We start from the raw sequence: 14128 nt of genomic DNA on the forward strand, positions 1-14128 counted from the left end.
CAGGACCTCCGTCCTGGAGGGCCGCAACGGCCCTGGGGGTGGTTGTCGGTCTTACGCGTCACGACCTGCGGCCGAGTAGTCCGGCGCCGGTGCCCGCCGCGTGGGGGTCGTCAGCCGTCGACGCGGCAGACGGTGACCAGGTCATAGAGGGAGCGGGCGGGAAGGTCGCTGGACAGCCCCGCAGTGAGCGAGGCCGCGTTGGAGGCTCCGCAGGCGGCGGCGACGCGCAGGTGACGCCCCCAGCCGCGGTCCGCGGCGGTGACCAGGCTGTGCACGAGACCGGCGCAGAACGCGTCGCCGGAGCCCACCGCGCTGCGGGTGGGGACGTCGGGGGCGGTCACCTCGTACGTGCCGTCGGGGGTGAGGGCCAAGGTGGGTCGGGGGCCGTCGGTGACGATGACGCATTCGGTGCCCCGCTCGCGCCAGGCCCGTGCGGTGGCGAGTGTGGACCTGCCTGCGTCGGACACGGCGGCGAGTTCCTCGGCGTTGACCTTCACGACGTCCGGGCAGGCTCGGATCCCGGCAGCGAGGGCCGGACCGTGCGCGTCGAGGACCGTGAGAACCGGGTCGGGTGCCGCCTCGATCCAGCGCGCGTACAGGTCGTCCGGTGCCCCGGGGGGCAGGCTGCCGGTGCAGACCAGGGCCTGGGTGTTGCGGATCGCGCGGTCGAAGGCCTTGTCGAGGGCGTCCAGTTCGGTCTTGTCCACCTCGGCGCCCGTGGCGTTGTACACCGTCGCACCGTCCGGGTCAGCGAGGTCGACGAGGACCTCGTTGACCCGGGTGGCGCCGCGGGTGGTGACGAGGTCGGCGTCGAGCTTCTCGGTGTCGAGGAGGTCGCGCAGAAGACGCCCGGTGGGTCCGCCCGCGAAACCGAACAGGTGCGGCGTCGGGTGCGCGACGGGAGTGACCGGCGGGTCGGTGGCGAGGCTCGCGAGGACCCTGGCCACGTTGACCCCTTTGCCGCCGGCGAGGGTCTCGCTCCGGGCGAGGCGGTGGACGCTGCCGGGCCGGTTGCGGTCGACGACGAGGAGCCGTTCGATCGCGGGGTTGACGGAGGCGATGGCGATGGCGGTGTTCACTGCGGGCCGACTTCCTTGTTCTCGGCGAAGTTCAGGGGTGGTGCGCCCGCCGCGCCGGGCAGCACGGCGTCCCGGGCGATACGGGCCGCGGACTCCGCCACCGGCTCGGGCACCGTGCGCACATCCAGCGGGACGCCCCACCGCGCCTGGCGGTGGGCGGCCATCTCGGGGCGGCGCCACAGCGACCCGGTGAGCGCGACGGTGCACGGCCGGATGCCGGCCAGGGCGCACATCTCGCCCAGGACGGTGCGAGTGTGGTCCGCGACCCGGTCCAGAGCGTGGCGTACGACGTCGGCGGCGCGCAGGCCGGGAGCAAGCCCGGAAATGCTGAGCAGCCCCTCGTCCGAGGCGTCGGGATCGGCGAGGACGACGTGCATTCCGGTGTCGGGGCCCGGGGGCTGCGCGGCCAGAGCGGCGAAGAGCGCGTCGAAGTCACCGTCGTAGAACAGGTCGGCGAGCAGCTGGACCACCTTGCCGGTCGGAGTGGCGCTGCCGAGGAGATAACCCTGGGCCGACCAGGAGCGGCTGTGGTCGATGCCGAGCTCCCAGGCCCGGCGCTCGGGCGCATAGACGTCGGAAGCGACCATCAGGTACTCCGAGGTGCCGATCGAGTCCAGCACGCGGGCCCCGCCGGCGCGGTGGACGCCGTGGGCGGCGACGACCTGGTCGTGACCGCCGGTGACGACGGGGACCTCGCCCGCCAGCGGAACTCCGGGCAGCGCGTCGGGGTGCAGGGTGCCGGCGACGGCCCCCACCATCAGCGGCTCGGGGAACATCTCCGGCCTCAGGTCCAGGCGCCACATGACGTCCGTCAGGGGCTCCAGCGTGGCGAGGTCGAAGCACTGGCTGTGGGTCAGCTGGGCGACGGCGGACGTCCAACGGCCTGTCATCCGGTGCACGGCGAAGCTGCCGAAGTCCGCCCAGCGGGCCGTGGAGCGCCACACCTCTGGTTGCGTGGCCCGCAGCTGCGCGGTGCGTTCGGGGGTCTGGGCGGGGCGGTGACGCATGCCGGTCGCCGTGTAGTGCTCGTAGGAGTCGAGGAGTTCGACGGTGTCCGGGTCAAGTGCTGTCCGGGGCGGGTTCTGCCACCAGGCCAGGGACGGGTGGAGCGCCTGGCCGCGCGCGTCCACCGGTACGGCCTCTTCTTGTCCGAAGCTGGCCACGCACACGCCGGCGAGCGCTCCGTGGGGGTGCGCGGTGGTGGCCGCGTAGCGGGCGACCAGTTCGGAGGTGCGGGCCCACACCTCCTCGGCATCGTGGAAGGTGAGCCCGTCACGGGTGACGGTGGGTGTACGGATGCGGCCCGCGGGCAGGACGGTTCCCTCGTCCGTGACGCCGACCGTCTTGAGGTGGGTGGTGCCGATGTCGATGCCTAGAAACCACATTGTCTCCGGGCCTCCTCACGCGTCGGGGGTGTGGGCACGCCGGCGAAGCGGCGGCGGGGCGGGGAAGGGACGGACGCGGCGTCAGTTCAGTCCGAGCTTGCCGGGGTTGAGGACGCCGTCCGGGTCGAGGGTGTTCTTGAGCCGACGCAGGACGAGGTGGGCGGTTCCGAGGGACTGCCGGGTGTAGGGGGAGCGCGCCAGGCCGCCGCCGTGGTGGTGGGAGAGTTCGGCGCCGTGCTCGAGAGCCACCGCCATCGCCGTCGCCCAGATCTCACGGAGGCGCTCCACCGCGGCGCTGTCGGACTCCGCGCTGCCGCGCAGGATGAGGTAGAGGGAGGTGCCCTGTGTGTACACGTGGGAGAAGTGGCCCAGGACCTCGTCGGCGAGCGGGGCCAAGGCCTTCGTCATCGCGTGGTACAGGGGCAGGATGCCGCGCCAGGTGTGAGCGACCTCGATGGTCTCGGCGAATCCCCCTTCCTGGTCCAGCAGCATCTCGACCGAGGAGAAGTCGAAGCGGCGCCCCATCCACTTCTGGGCACCTTCGGGCCCGGTGGCACGGCCGCCGTGCTCGGCGACGAGGTGCCCCAGGGCGTCGAGCTCGGCGCGGGCGATATCGCTCGGTCCCTGTGTCCCGGCGAACATCACGGCGGTGTCGACGGTCTCGTCCTGCAGCGCGTGGCGTGCCTCCACGGGGTCGTACAGGCGCAGCAGGAACGGGCGAAGCCCGGCGGCGGCCTGGGCGCGCATCACCGCGACGCCGGCCTCCACCGAGGGCAGGGTGTACGTCTCCAGGAGGCGGGTCTCGGGCAGCGGGAACACCTTGAGGGTGACGGAAGTGATGACGCCCAGAGTCCCTTCGGATCCGAGGAAGAGACGGCGCAGGTCAGGGCCCATGGCCGCGCGCGGTGACGCCGTCAGGCGCAGTATTTCACCGGTGGCGAGGATGACGGTGTAGCCGGTCACCAGGTCTTCGATGCCGCCGTAGTACGAGGAGAACTGCCCGGTCGCGAGGGTCGCGAGCCAGCCGCCGACGCTGGAGCGGTACAGGGACTGCGGGGAGTGGCCCAGGGTGTAGCCGCGGGCCTGGAGCGCGTCCTCCAACTCGCCGCCGTTGCAGCTCGCCGAGGCGGTGACGACCAGGTCCACCTCGTCCAGTTCGTAGCCGGTCGGCAGCGCCGAGAGGTCGAGGACGATGCCGCCTCGTACGGGCAGCGGCTGGCCGGTGACGGACGAGCCGAGGCCGCGCGCGGTGACGGGCACGTCGTGCTGCGCCGCGGTGGCCAGCACGGTGCGGATCTGCTCCTCGTCGGTGGGGCGGACCACCACGTCGCCGCGGTGCTCGTGCCGTCCGAGCCTTGCGAGCTTGGTCGACAGGGGCCAGGAGTCGTGACTGGAGGAGTCGAGCGTCGTGTCGTCGGTGCGGACGGCCTCCGGCCCCAGCACGCTGGTCAGCGTGGCCAGAGGCGTGGACAGGTCTGCCATGGGGAGCTCCTGGGTTGCGGGAACCGGCGTTTGTCGGGGCGGGTCCGTCGTGATGCCGCCGGTGGGCCGGGGCGGCTCGATTGACAGCCGCCGTTCCGGATCCTAGGCTCAAAATGCAATTCTCCGCAAGCTGCATATTCAGAAAGCGAGTGTCGTCATGGACGCGCGGACCGGTAAGAAGATCAGGCTCGGGCGGCTGGTGCGCCCCGAGAGCGGGCGGGCCGTGGTCGTGGCCGCCTCGCACAGTGTCAACGGTGGCCCCACCGAAGGGTTGCGCACCCTCGACGAGATCCGCGCCGTGTTCGCCCGGATGCGCGGCGCCGACGCGATCATGGTGACGCCGGGGATGGTGCCGCACGTGGAATCCACCTTCGTCGGCCGGGACCGTCCTGGACTCGTCCTCCACCTGGACTGGAAGAACCATGCGCGCGGCGTCTACACCCCGGGCGTCGACGGGCGCAGCGAGGGCGTGCTCGCCCAGCTCGCCGACCTGGAGTCGGTGGCCGCGGCCGGTGTCGACGCCGTCATGACGTATCTCTACCTCGGTCAGCGCGACAGCCGTCTGGAGCGTGCGGAGATCGAGCGCAACGCCCGGATCGTGCGGGACTGCGAGCGCCTCGGCCTGGGCGTCATCATCGAACCGCGTTCGGCGCTGGAGGGCGAGGACCCCGACGCGCTCAGCGCCAAGGTGATGAGCACCTACTGCCGCATCTCCGCCGACATCGGCGCCGACCTCGTGAAGGCGCTGTGGCCCGGCTCGGCGGAGGCGTGGCAGGAGGTCACCTCCAGCACGTACGCGCCGGTTCTCCTCGCGGGCGGCAAGGGCGGGGACGACCCGATGGACACCCTGCGGCTGGCAGCCGACGCGGTGGGCGCCGGCGGCGGGGGCGTGATGTTCGGGCGGCGCGTGTTCCGCGCCCCCAGCCCCGAGGCCGTGTTGTCCGGACTGGCGGCGGTCGTCCATGATGGGATGTCCGCCGACGCCGCCGGGAAGCTCCTCGGCTGACGTTCCACCTCACCTCCCTCGCGGCCCGTCAACGCGGGCCGCGGGGCACACGGAGTACGCGAGAGCCCCGCAGACCTGATGACAATGCCCTCCAGCACGCCCATGCACGGCGATCCGTCGGCGGCCATCGCTCGCGACGCCCTGCGCGTCGGGACCGGCGGCCGCCTCCCGACCACCACGCATTACCAGGACACCTTGGGCGTGGGCTCCGGGACCGTACAGAAGGCGTTGCGCGGACTGCGCGACGAAAGGGCCCTCTCATTGGTGGCCCGGGGGCACCAGGGAACGTTCGTCACTGCTCTGGACACCGGGAAACTCTGGTCGGCGGCCCGCCTCGCCCCCGTCCACCTGCTCCTGCCGCCGAACGCGCCACCGGAGGCGACTCATGTCGCCCGGGCGGTTGCGCGAGTCTTCGCCGGCTGGGGCATCCTCACCACGGTCGGCCATCAGCGCGGCGCGGAAGGCCGGTTGGCGGCGCTGGACCGCCAAGAGGCCGACCTCGCCCTGGTGTCGGCGGGCGCCGCCAGTGACCTGCTCCGGCCGGACAGCACGCAGGGGCATCGCTCGATCAGTCTGGGGGAGTGGACCTACTACGCTCCCGGCACCCTGGTCACGGTCTCCCGCGCGGGCGTCACCGCGGGCCACCGCCCCGGGCCCTTGCGTGTGGCCCTCGACCCGGCCTCCGACGACCACCGCCGGCTCACCGAGGCTCAGTTCCCGCCGAACGGCGTGGAGTACGTGGAAGCCGACTTCACCCAGGTGCCCCGGGCCGTACTGCTCGGCACGATCGACACCGGCGTGTGGCACACGGTGGACACTCTGATCCCGCTCGAGGCGGCCGGCCTGCGCACGACGCCGCTCTCCACTCCCAAAGCGCTCCAGCTCGCCGCGGCCATCTCCGCTGCCGTCCTCGTCGCCACCGAGGACAATCTGCCCGGGATCCTCCTGGAGCGCGCGGCTCCCGAGATCGCGGCTCCTCGTCGCTCCGACAATTCCACCGCCGGCATGCCCCATCCGCCGATTCGGTTCGACGCAGCCGAGTAATTCCGGCAGCAGGGCCTCAACAAGATGGTGTCCCCCGCCCGTTGAGAGGGGTGCGGGGCCGGTTCCAGCTTCGCAGTTTGTCGGGGTTGAGGACGGCCCAGACGTGGGTGACGCGGTGGTCGGTGGCGTCGAAGCTGATGACGGCGGTGGCTTCGTCGTCGTGGTGGACGACGATTGCGGTGCGGCCGTTGGCGGAGCGGAGGCGCAGGGTGGTGTGGGGGTGGGAGCCGATGAGGGCGAGGAGGGTGCGGGCAATGTCCTGGCTGCCGTGAATCGGGCGGGTCAGTGCGCGCACTTTGCCGCCGCCGTCGAAGAACGCGGTGGCGTCGGGCGCCAGGAGGGACGCCAGGAGAGTGACGTCGGTCATGGAGCAGGCTTGCCGGACGGCGCGGACGATCGCGTCGTGCTCCCGCATCGTGGTGGGGCGTGTACGGCTGCTGCGCAGGCTGCGACGGGCGTGGTCGGCGAGTTCGGCGCACGGGGGTGACGTCCGGCCCCCGAGGTCGGCGACGGTCCGGAGGGGCGTAGAGAGGGCGACGGCTGCTCGCTCCGCGTCGGCATGCGCGAGCAGCGGTGCGAGCGGGGACAGGCGTGCCGAGCAGATGGTGCCCGTGGTCCGGGTCAACCAGATGCGCGGCTCGACGATGGCCGCTCTGCAGGCGTCGGTCAGGCCGTACCAGCGCCGGTAGGTCTCGGCGACGGCGTCTTCTGCTTCGGGGCCGGGGCCCAGCATCCAGTGGGCGACGTCGAGCAGATGCCGTCGTTCGTCCAGCAGTTCGGCGATCGACACCGTGTCACCGGTCTGGCCCATGAGGTGTCCTTCCCTCTCGTCCGGCACCACGCCGCCACCTCCGCGGACGGGTGGCAGTGCCCTCGCCGATACAGACCGTGCGGCTACCGACCGTGTGACATCGAGCTGTGCGGGTGGCGGCCGGCGGCCCGCGGAGGTCGCCGAGGCCCTGGAGAACCACTGGCGCGCGCACGCAGGGGCGTGACCGTCGCCTCCGAGGACGACGGCAACTCCCCCTGACACACGGCCTTCCGGCCCGATCACCCGCACCGCGTCCTGCGGCGATGCGACGCGGCCGTCAGTGCTTGCCGGTCCGCCTCAGGCACCACCGACGGCCGCGTCGCAGGAGCGGGAATGGAGGAACGCGGCGATCTTGCTCGGGTTGAAGACCCACATCACCTGATGGATGCCGCGACAGGTGGCAGCGATGGTCATGAAGGTGGCAGGCCGGCCGTTGCGGTGGAGCAGGACCCCGCTGCGCCCGTTGGCCTCGACCGGTTCGGCCTCGACCGTCGGCCAGAACCGCGGATAGGCCGTCGACAGGTTCGCCACGCGGGCACGACCCAGGACGGGCACCCGAGCCGCTCCCCGGATGCCGTTCCCGTCGGACAGGCTGACCACGTTCGGCGTGAGCAGCGCCTCCAGCGAGGCCACGTCCCCCTGCCGAGCAGCCGCAACGAAGGCCTGGAGCAACTTCCGGTGCTCCGCCGCGTTCACGCTGTCCCGCTGGTCGTCGCTGAGATGCTTGCGCGCCCGGCTCACGATCTTCCTCACGTTGACCGGGCTGAGTTGCAGGATCCGCCCGATCTCGGGATAGGCGTAGTCGAAGGCCTCTCGCAGGACGTACGCGGCGCGCTCGGTCGGGGCGAGCTTCTCCAGCACCAGGAGCAGGGCCAGTTCCAGTGCTTCCGCGCGCTCGGCGCCGACCTCCGGGTCGTTGCTGGTGTCGACGGGCTCCGGGAGCCACGGACCGATGTATGTCTCGCGGCGGACGCGGGCCGACTGAGCCACGTTGATGGCCAACCGCGTGGTGGTGCTCGACAGGAACGCCACGGGGGAGTTCACGAGCGTGCGGTCGGTCCTCTGCCAGCGCAACCACGCCTCCTGGACGACGTCCTCGGCCTCCACCGCACTGCCCAGAACGCGATAGGCGATGCCGAAGAGACGTGGCCGGAGCTCCACGAAGACGGAAACGGCCTCGCTCAAGGTGCTTTCCACGGGGGGCGCCTGCAGATGCATGCTGTGGTCTCCGTATCTCTGGTACCGGTGTCTTCGCGGAGGCGAGCACGTGGCCGTCTGCCGAGGACCGTCGGGAGGGCCCTGCATACGGAGGTCGCGGGAGAGTGCGGCTTTCGCCTCCGTTCCAAGCGACCGACGAGGCCGGCTCTTCGTAACAGTTCTCGGCGGATTCTTTGCGGACTTCGGGGGCCGGGCAGCCGAGTCGGTCCCGCCGCGGACACTTCTCGGGCTCGGTGTCACACTCACGCCGACCGTCCGGTCTTTCAAGTGAAGCGCGGTCAGGTATCGATCACCGCCTTCTTCGCACATTCCCCACACGACGAAGTGGTTTCCGCGACCCACGCAGGAGGTGTGTCCTATGGACTGGCGCGTACAGGGCCTGTGCCTACGTGAAGACCCTGATCTCTTCTTCCCGATAGGAAGTGTCAACAGTGCTGTGGCGCTGCTGCAGACGGAAGAGGCGAAAGCCGTCTGCCGTCGTTGCTCCGTGACGCGGCAGTGCCTGGCGTGGGCCATGGACGTGGGCCATGTCGAGGGGATCTGGGGTGGCACGACCGAAGGGGAGCGCCGGGCGATGCGGCGCCGTGCCGCGCACGAGCGGGAGGCGACGGACGCCGCCGCCTGAGTGCGGGAGGGCGGCCCGGGTCCTCGACACGCAGGCTGCCCGGGGGCCCGTGCCGGACGCGCACGAAAGGCTGGGCCCCCGCGCGTGACTCTTTCGAGCCGGAGCGTCGGGGGCCGGCGGACAGCTATTCGACGAGCTTTCCTTCGGTGGAGACATCCGCCATGAGGGAGGCGATCCCTTCCGCAACAGGCGGAATGCTCTCGCGGGTGATTCCGGTCGTCGGGGACCAGACGAGATTGACGCGGAAGGCGGGGTCCGTGTTCGGGAAATCGCTGCGGTTGTGACAACCGCGGGTCTCCCGGCGTTCCAGCGCCGCTTCCAGGGTCGCGCGGGCCGCCAGCGCGGCCGACTTGAGGTCGAAGGCGTGGGCCAGGTCCTGGAAGCCGGCGATGTCGGGGTGGACTCCGACGTTCTCCATGCGCTTCTCGACGGCGTCCAGTTCCGCGAGCCCGGCGCGCAGACCCTGTTCGTCGCGGACGACGCCGGCGTGCTCGGTCATGGTGTTGCGGATGGCGCGCTGAAGGGCGCGGACGTTCTCGGGTCCGTCGGCGGCGAGCAGGTCGTCGACTTCGGCGCGGGCCGCGGCCACGGCGGCCGCGGACCGGGGCTGCGCGGTCAGTGATTCCGAGTAGGCGGCCGCGGCCTGGCCGGTGATGCGGCCGTAGACGAGGAGTTCGACGAGGCTGTTGCCCCCGAGACGGTTGGCGCCGTGCAGACCGCTGGAGGCCTCGCCGATGGCGTACAGGCCGTGGACGTCGGTGCTGTGGTCCTCGGGACGGACCCAGACGCCGCCCATCGAGTAGTGGGCCGTGGGAGCGACCTCGATGGGTTCCCGGGTGATGTCGAGCATCTGCAGCTCGAGGAGCGTCTGATAGACGCGGGGGAGCCGGTTCATGATCGTTTGGCGGGGGAGGTGGGAGACGTCGAGCCACACCCCGCCGTTGGGGGTGCCCCGGCCTTCCTTGATCTCGGTGTACGAGGCAAGGGCCACGCGGTCGCGCGTGGACAGCTCCATGCGCTGAGGGTCGTAGCGGCTCATGTACCGCTCGCCCAGGGCGTTCCGCAGGATGCCGCCTTCGCCGCGCGCAGCCTCGCTGACCAGGGTACCGGCGGCATTCTCCGGTTCGAGGATGCCGGAGGGGTGGAACTGGACCAGTTCGGGGTCGCGCAGGCGGGCCCCTGCTTCGACCGCCAGGCGGAAGGAGTCGCCGGTGTTCTCGTCCCGCCGCGAGGAGGTGCGGCGCCAGATGCGCGTGTGCCCGCCGGCCGCGAGGATCACGGCGTCGGCGTGGACGAGGTGACGGGCGCCGTTGGTGAGGTCGAAGCCGTAGGCTCCGAAGACGGCACCGTCATGGACCAGCAGGCGGGTGATGTACACGCTGTCGAGGATCGGTATGCCCAGCTGGCTCGCCCGCCGGACGAGGGTGCGCTGGATCTCCAGGCCGGTGTAGTCGCCGGCGAAGGCGGTGCGGCGGAAGGTGTGGGCGCCGAAGAAGCGCTGCGAGATCCGGCCGTCCTCTTCGCGGGCGAACGCCATGCCGTACCGCTCCAGGTCGTCGATGCCCAGGGCCGCGCCCTGGGTGACGATCTCGACCGTGCGGGGGTCGGCGAGCAGGTAGCTCTCCTTGAGGGTGTCGGCGGCGTGCTGCTGCCAACTGTCCTCGGGGTCCATCGTGGCCAGCGCGGCGTTGATCCCGCCGGCGGCCAGCGAGGTGTGGGTGTCCTCCTTGGGACGCTTGCCGACGGCGATCACATCGACGCCGGCCTCGGCCAGTTCGATCGCCGCCCGCAGGCCGGCCCCGCCGGTACCGATCACCAGCACCGTGGTGGAAAGTCGTCGTTCGGTGATAGGCACGATTGCTCCCGTCGCTCTGGGTGGTCACTGACTAGGACCAGGTCAGGCCGCGGTTTGTGACAACTGGCTGCGCTCGGTCACGGCACTGACTCCGATGTCGTCGTGGTACGGCGTCCTGGCCGTCACGTTGTCCCCCCTGCGATGTCCGCGTCACGGATCACTCGCGCACCCGGTCAAAGCTGTGAACCGTCATGGACCACGAAAGGCGCACACAGTGTCACACGAGACGCCGGCGGACGCGTTCCGCGAACCGCGCGATGGCGTGGCATCGCCTCCCGCCACCTGAACTCAGCCATGGACACCCCTGTTGACGTGGTGCGGTGGATCCTGACGACCCTGTTCGCCCTGGTGGCGCTGCACGCCCTACACGCCCCGCACGCATGGCTGCGCGGTGCCCGGGTACCGGGGACGGGGCGCCGTGACCGCGTGGACCATCTCCTGCACGCCGCCATGGCCGTGGTCATGGCGGCGATGCCGTGGAACCTCGGCCGCTCACTGTCCGGTCCGGCCATGACGATCCTCTTCGCAGCCGCCGCTCTGTGGTTCCCGCTGACCGCTCTCCATCGCCGCAGGGCGGACACGGTGGCGGCGATCCCCGCCCGACTGCTGCCCGCGGCCGGCATGGCGGCCATGGCCTGGATGCCGAGGATGCGGCACAGCCAGGCGGTCCCCTCCCACGAGACCCTGGCCGGAAGCGTCCCGGTCTTGCACCACGGTGCGGCCATCGCCCATGTCACGGGTGGCCCGGCCACCGCCGACCTGGTCACCGGCCTGCTGGCAGTGTTCCTCCTTGCCGGCGGGCTCCGGTCGTTGAACCCGATGCCACCTCGCGTGTCCGCCGTGGACACCGCGCAGCGCGCCGCAGCGACAGACGACCGGTACGGGCACCTGCGCGACGGGGCGATGGCGCTGGGGACGGCCGTGATGCTGCTCATGCCCCACTGACCGCGAGTCGAGCAGCCCGGTCGAGCCGGTGGCGGAAGCCTGTCGCCGGGGCGAAGTGCCGGCGCACGGCTGCTCGTGACGAACGCGTCGGGGTCGACGCCCTCGGACGGTCCGGCGTCCGGAACGGCGGGGGACACGTACGTCATGGGTGACTCTTTCTGTTCATCACAGGTAGACAGCGCAGGCCAGGTTCCCGTGACACCGTCCTGGCCCCGGTGCGGACGACGGCCGGCTGCCGGCCCTTGTCACAGATCCGCGGGGCGCCCGGTCAGGAGGGTTGAGCGGTCTTCACGACCGGCCACATGACCACCGTGACGGCGTACGACGCCACGCCGGCACACGGTGGCAGCACGGAAGGTACGACACAGTGTCGGAGAACTCACAGCACGCCCACCACGGCCATGGAGGACACGGTCACGGTACCGCCGGCGAGGACGGGCCGAGCTGGACCCGAGCGGCGAAGATGCTCCAGGACGCCTCCCCGATCACCGTCCCTGAGGGGGCCTCGGCGATGACCATCCACGTCGAGTGGGAGCCCGGCGACCCCGGCACCCCGCCGCACCGCCACTCCGGCCCGGCGTTCGGGTACGTCATCAAGGGCGCGGTTCGCTTCGAACTCGAAGGTGAGCCCGAGCGGATCGTCGAGTCCGGCGGAACCTTCTGGGAGCCCGGCGGTGACGCCATCCACTACCAGGACGGCAACGCCCTCTCCGACGAGAGGACCGAGTTCGTCGTCACGATGCTGTGCGCCCCCGGCAAGCCGATGCTCGAACTCGTCGGCCAGGAGGAGCTGGAGAGCCGCGCACACCTGCGCGCCCCGCGGCCCGGCGCCTGACGTTCGATCCCCCGACGTCCGCTGCCCGAGGTGTTCTGTTCACGGAGGTTGGTGACGCAGGTCTCGGCTGTGTGATCTGGAAATGGTGAAGGCCTTCCGGGTTCGGTGTGGATTGCGACGTCCACACCGGCCGGAAGGCCTTCATGCCACACCGTGATGCAGCTCTGACCGAGACCGGTCGTCTGCAGGCAGGCCGGAAGACCCGCTCCAGCAGCGCCGGACGGCGGGGATCGAAGGTGACCAGGAACGGCCAGGCCGCGAACGGCCTGGCCGTAGCGGCCGGCTCAGCCGAACATGCCGGGTCGGTATCCGCCGGCGGGCTGCCGGTTGATGACGTTGATGCGGTTGTAGGCGTTGATGACGGCGATCAGCGAGATCAGCGCGGCGAGCTGGTCCTCGTCGTAGTGCTTCGCGGCGTTCGCCCACGCCTCGTCCGACACGCCGCCCGCACCGTCGGCGATGCGCGTGCCCTGCTCCGTCAGCTCCAGCGCCGCCCGCTCGGCATCGGTGAACACCGTGGCCTCGCGCCACACGGCCACCAGGTTCAGGCGCTGCTGTTCCTCACCCTCGGCGGCCGCGTCCTTGGTGTGCATGTCGGTGCAGAAACCGCAGCCGTTGATCTGGCTGGCACGGATCTTCACCAACTCCTGGGTGGCCACCGGAAGGACTCCGCGCACCGCCGCGCCGGCCGAGTTCAGGTGCTTCATGACCTTGCCGGCAACAGCGTTGCCAAAATAGTTGATACGCGCGTCCACGGTGGATCTCCTCATGTGCCGAACGAACAGTTACCTCTCACTGACCGGGAACCCTTGGGATGTGTGACAACCTTGGTGGCCGGTCCACTCTTCCCATCGGACACCGCGTGACGACAAGCTGTGTTCGCGCCGCCCTTCCGGGGGCCGCCGCGGGCGCGGCGAGCGCACCACCGGCAAACACAAGGTGATCACCATGGCAACCGAAAGCGTCCTGCACCCGAGTCTCATCGTCCCGATCGGGCACGTCGAGCCCGTTCCCCGCCGCGTCCGGGGAATGATCGGTGGCCGTGTCGCCTTCGACACGCGTCGCGCGCTGTACGTGTGGGAATGGCAGGCCTATCCCCAGTTCAGCATCCCGGTCGAGGACCTGGTGGACGGTGTGCTCCACGACAACCAGCACACGGAGCACCTCGGCGCCGGGCCGGCGCACCGTCACACCCTGCAGGTCGGTCCGGAGGTCCGCGAGGGGGCCGCGTGGGTCTGGGGGGAGGGCGCCCCGGGACCGCTGCGTGGCACCGTGCGCTTCGAATGGGAGGCGCTGGACTCCTGGTTCGAGGAGGACGAGGCGGTGTTCGTCCATCCCCGGAGTCCGTACTCCCGCGTGGACGCGCTGCGTTCCAGCAGCAGCGTCCGCGTCGAGGTGGACGGCGTCGTGCTGGCGGAGGCCACGACATGCGTCAAGCTGTTCGAGACCGGCCTGCCGACGCGCTACTACCTCGACCGTATGAACGTCGACTGGTCCCGGCTGCGACGCTCGGACACGGTGACCCGATGCCCGTACAAGGGGACGACGAGCAGCTACTGGTCGTTCGACGGCGGCACCGCGTCCCACCGGGACATCGCCTGGACTTACGACTTCCCCACCATCCCCGCCAACCGCATCGCCGGGCTGACCGCGTTCTACAACGAGCACGTCGACCTGTACGTCGACGGCTTCCTGCTGCCGAAGCCCACCCGTCCCGCCCAAGCGACCTCTGACTAGGAGCTCTGTTCAGGGGCGGCGGCCTGCCCCTGACCGCCGTCAGGCGGCGGGCCGCACGCAAGGCGCGGGCCCCCATGGGTGCTCCCGCGCAGGCACGGCAGCCGGG

General features: G+C 70.9%; 13 protein-coding genes. 6 read left to right on the forward strand and 7 right to left on the reverse strand.

The features are described from left to right. Positions 1-110 precede the first annotated feature (110 nt). From IH54_RS41680 to IH54_RS0116355, 3 genes are all read right to left on the reverse strand, one after another. Positions 111-1079, reverse strand: a complete 969-nt coding sequence (locus IH54_RS41680) for a 1-phosphofructokinase family hexose kinase (RefSeq protein ID WP_199923401.1) — start codon at positions 1077-1079, stop codon at positions 111-113. Beyond that, a complete protein-coding gene (locus IH54_RS0116350; RefSeq protein WP_052397521.1) occupies positions 1076-2464 on the reverse strand; it encodes an FGGY family carbohydrate kinase in 1389 nt (462 codons plus the stop codon). Before IH54_RS0116350 ends, IH54_RS41680 begins: the two co-directional genes overlap by 4 nt. Before the next feature lie 81 nt (positions 2465-2545). After that, on the reverse strand, positions 2546-3946 hold the full coding sequence (locus tag IH54_RS0116355) for an FAD-binding oxidoreductase (RefSeq protein WP_031517393.1): 1401 nt from the start codon (positions 3944-3946) through the stop codon (positions 2546-2548). A 157-nt stretch (positions 3947-4103) separates the two neighbouring features. Between IH54_RS0116355 and IH54_RS0116360 the strand changes: the two genes are divergently transcribed. Continuing rightward, positions 4104-4952 carry a class I fructose-bisphosphate aldolase gene (locus IH54_RS0116360; protein WP_031517395.1) on the forward strand — a complete coding sequence of 283 codons (849 nt, stop codon included), beginning with the start codon at positions 4104-4106 and terminating at the stop codon, positions 4950-4952. Between the two features lie 84 nt (positions 4953-5036). Next, positions 5037-5996, forward strand: a complete 960-nt coding sequence (locus IH54_RS0116365; RefSeq protein ID WP_159011878.1) for a YhfZ family protein — start codon at positions 5037-5039, stop codon at positions 5994-5996. 16 nt (positions 5997-6012) lie between these two features. On the opposite strand, the gene IH54_RS0116370 is transcribed toward IH54_RS0116365, so the two are convergent. Continuing rightward, a complete protein-coding gene (locus IH54_RS0116370) occupies positions 6013-6807 on the reverse strand; it encodes a sigma factor (protein ID WP_031517399.1) in 795 nt (264 codons plus the stop codon). Positions 6808-7104: 297 nt separating this feature from the next. After that, positions 7105-8025 carry an RNA polymerase sigma-70 factor gene (locus IH54_RS0116375; RefSeq protein ID WP_031517401.1) on the reverse strand — a complete coding sequence of 307 codons (921 nt, stop codon included), beginning with the start codon at positions 8023-8025 and terminating at the stop codon, positions 7105-7107. A 358-nt stretch (positions 8026-8383) separates the two neighbouring features. Here IH54_RS0116375 and IH54_RS0116380 point away from each other — a divergent pair, with 358 nt between their 5' ends. Then, a complete protein-coding gene (locus tag IH54_RS0116380; protein ID WP_031517403.1) occupies positions 8384-8650 on the forward strand; it encodes a WhiB family transcriptional regulator in 267 nt (88 codons plus the stop codon). A 124-nt stretch (positions 8651-8774) separates the two neighbouring features. On the opposite strand, the gene IH54_RS0116385 is transcribed toward IH54_RS0116380, so the two are convergent. Then, the gene (locus tag IH54_RS0116385) at positions 8775-10505 is read right to left on the reverse strand and encodes an L-aspartate oxidase (RefSeq protein ID WP_031517405.1); all 1731 of its coding nucleotides are present in this window, start codon (positions 10503-10505) and stop codon (positions 8775-8777) included. A 294-nt stretch (positions 10506-10799) separates the two neighbouring features. On the opposite strand from IH54_RS0116385, the gene IH54_RS0116390 reads away from it, so the two are divergent. Both IH54_RS0116390 and IH54_RS0116395 read left to right on the forward strand, forming a co-directional pair. Continuing rightward, complete coding sequence (locus IH54_RS0116390) at positions 10800-11450, forward strand: DUF5134 domain-containing protein (RefSeq protein ID WP_031517407.1); 651 nt, start codon at positions 10800-10802, stop codon at positions 11448-11450. 367 nt (positions 11451-11817) lie between these two features. Continuing rightward, positions 11818-12285: a cupin domain-containing protein gene (locus IH54_RS0116395; RefSeq protein WP_031517409.1), complete on the forward strand. Its 468-nt coding sequence runs from the start codon at positions 11818-11820 to the stop codon at positions 12283-12285. Positions 12286-12569: 284 nt separating this feature from the next. On the opposite strand, the gene IH54_RS0116400 is transcribed toward IH54_RS0116395, so the two are convergent. Next, positions 12570-13040: a carboxymuconolactone decarboxylase family protein gene (locus IH54_RS0116400; protein WP_031517410.1), complete on the reverse strand. Its 471-nt coding sequence runs from the start codon at positions 13038-13040 to the stop codon at positions 12570-12572. Between the two features lie 193 nt (positions 13041-13233). On the opposite strand from IH54_RS0116400, the gene IH54_RS0116405 reads away from it, so the two are divergent. Beyond that, on the forward strand, positions 13234-14022 hold the full coding sequence (locus IH54_RS0116405) for a DUF427 domain-containing protein (RefSeq protein ID WP_031517412.1): 789 nt from the start codon (positions 13234-13236) through the stop codon (positions 14020-14022). The last annotated feature ends 106 nt before the right edge of the window (positions 14023-14128 follow it).

It is taken from the genome of Streptomyces sp. NRRL F-5123 (genome assembly GCF_000721495.1).
GTDB lineage: Bacteria > Actinomycetota > Actinomycetes > Streptomycetales > Streptomycetaceae > Actinacidiphila.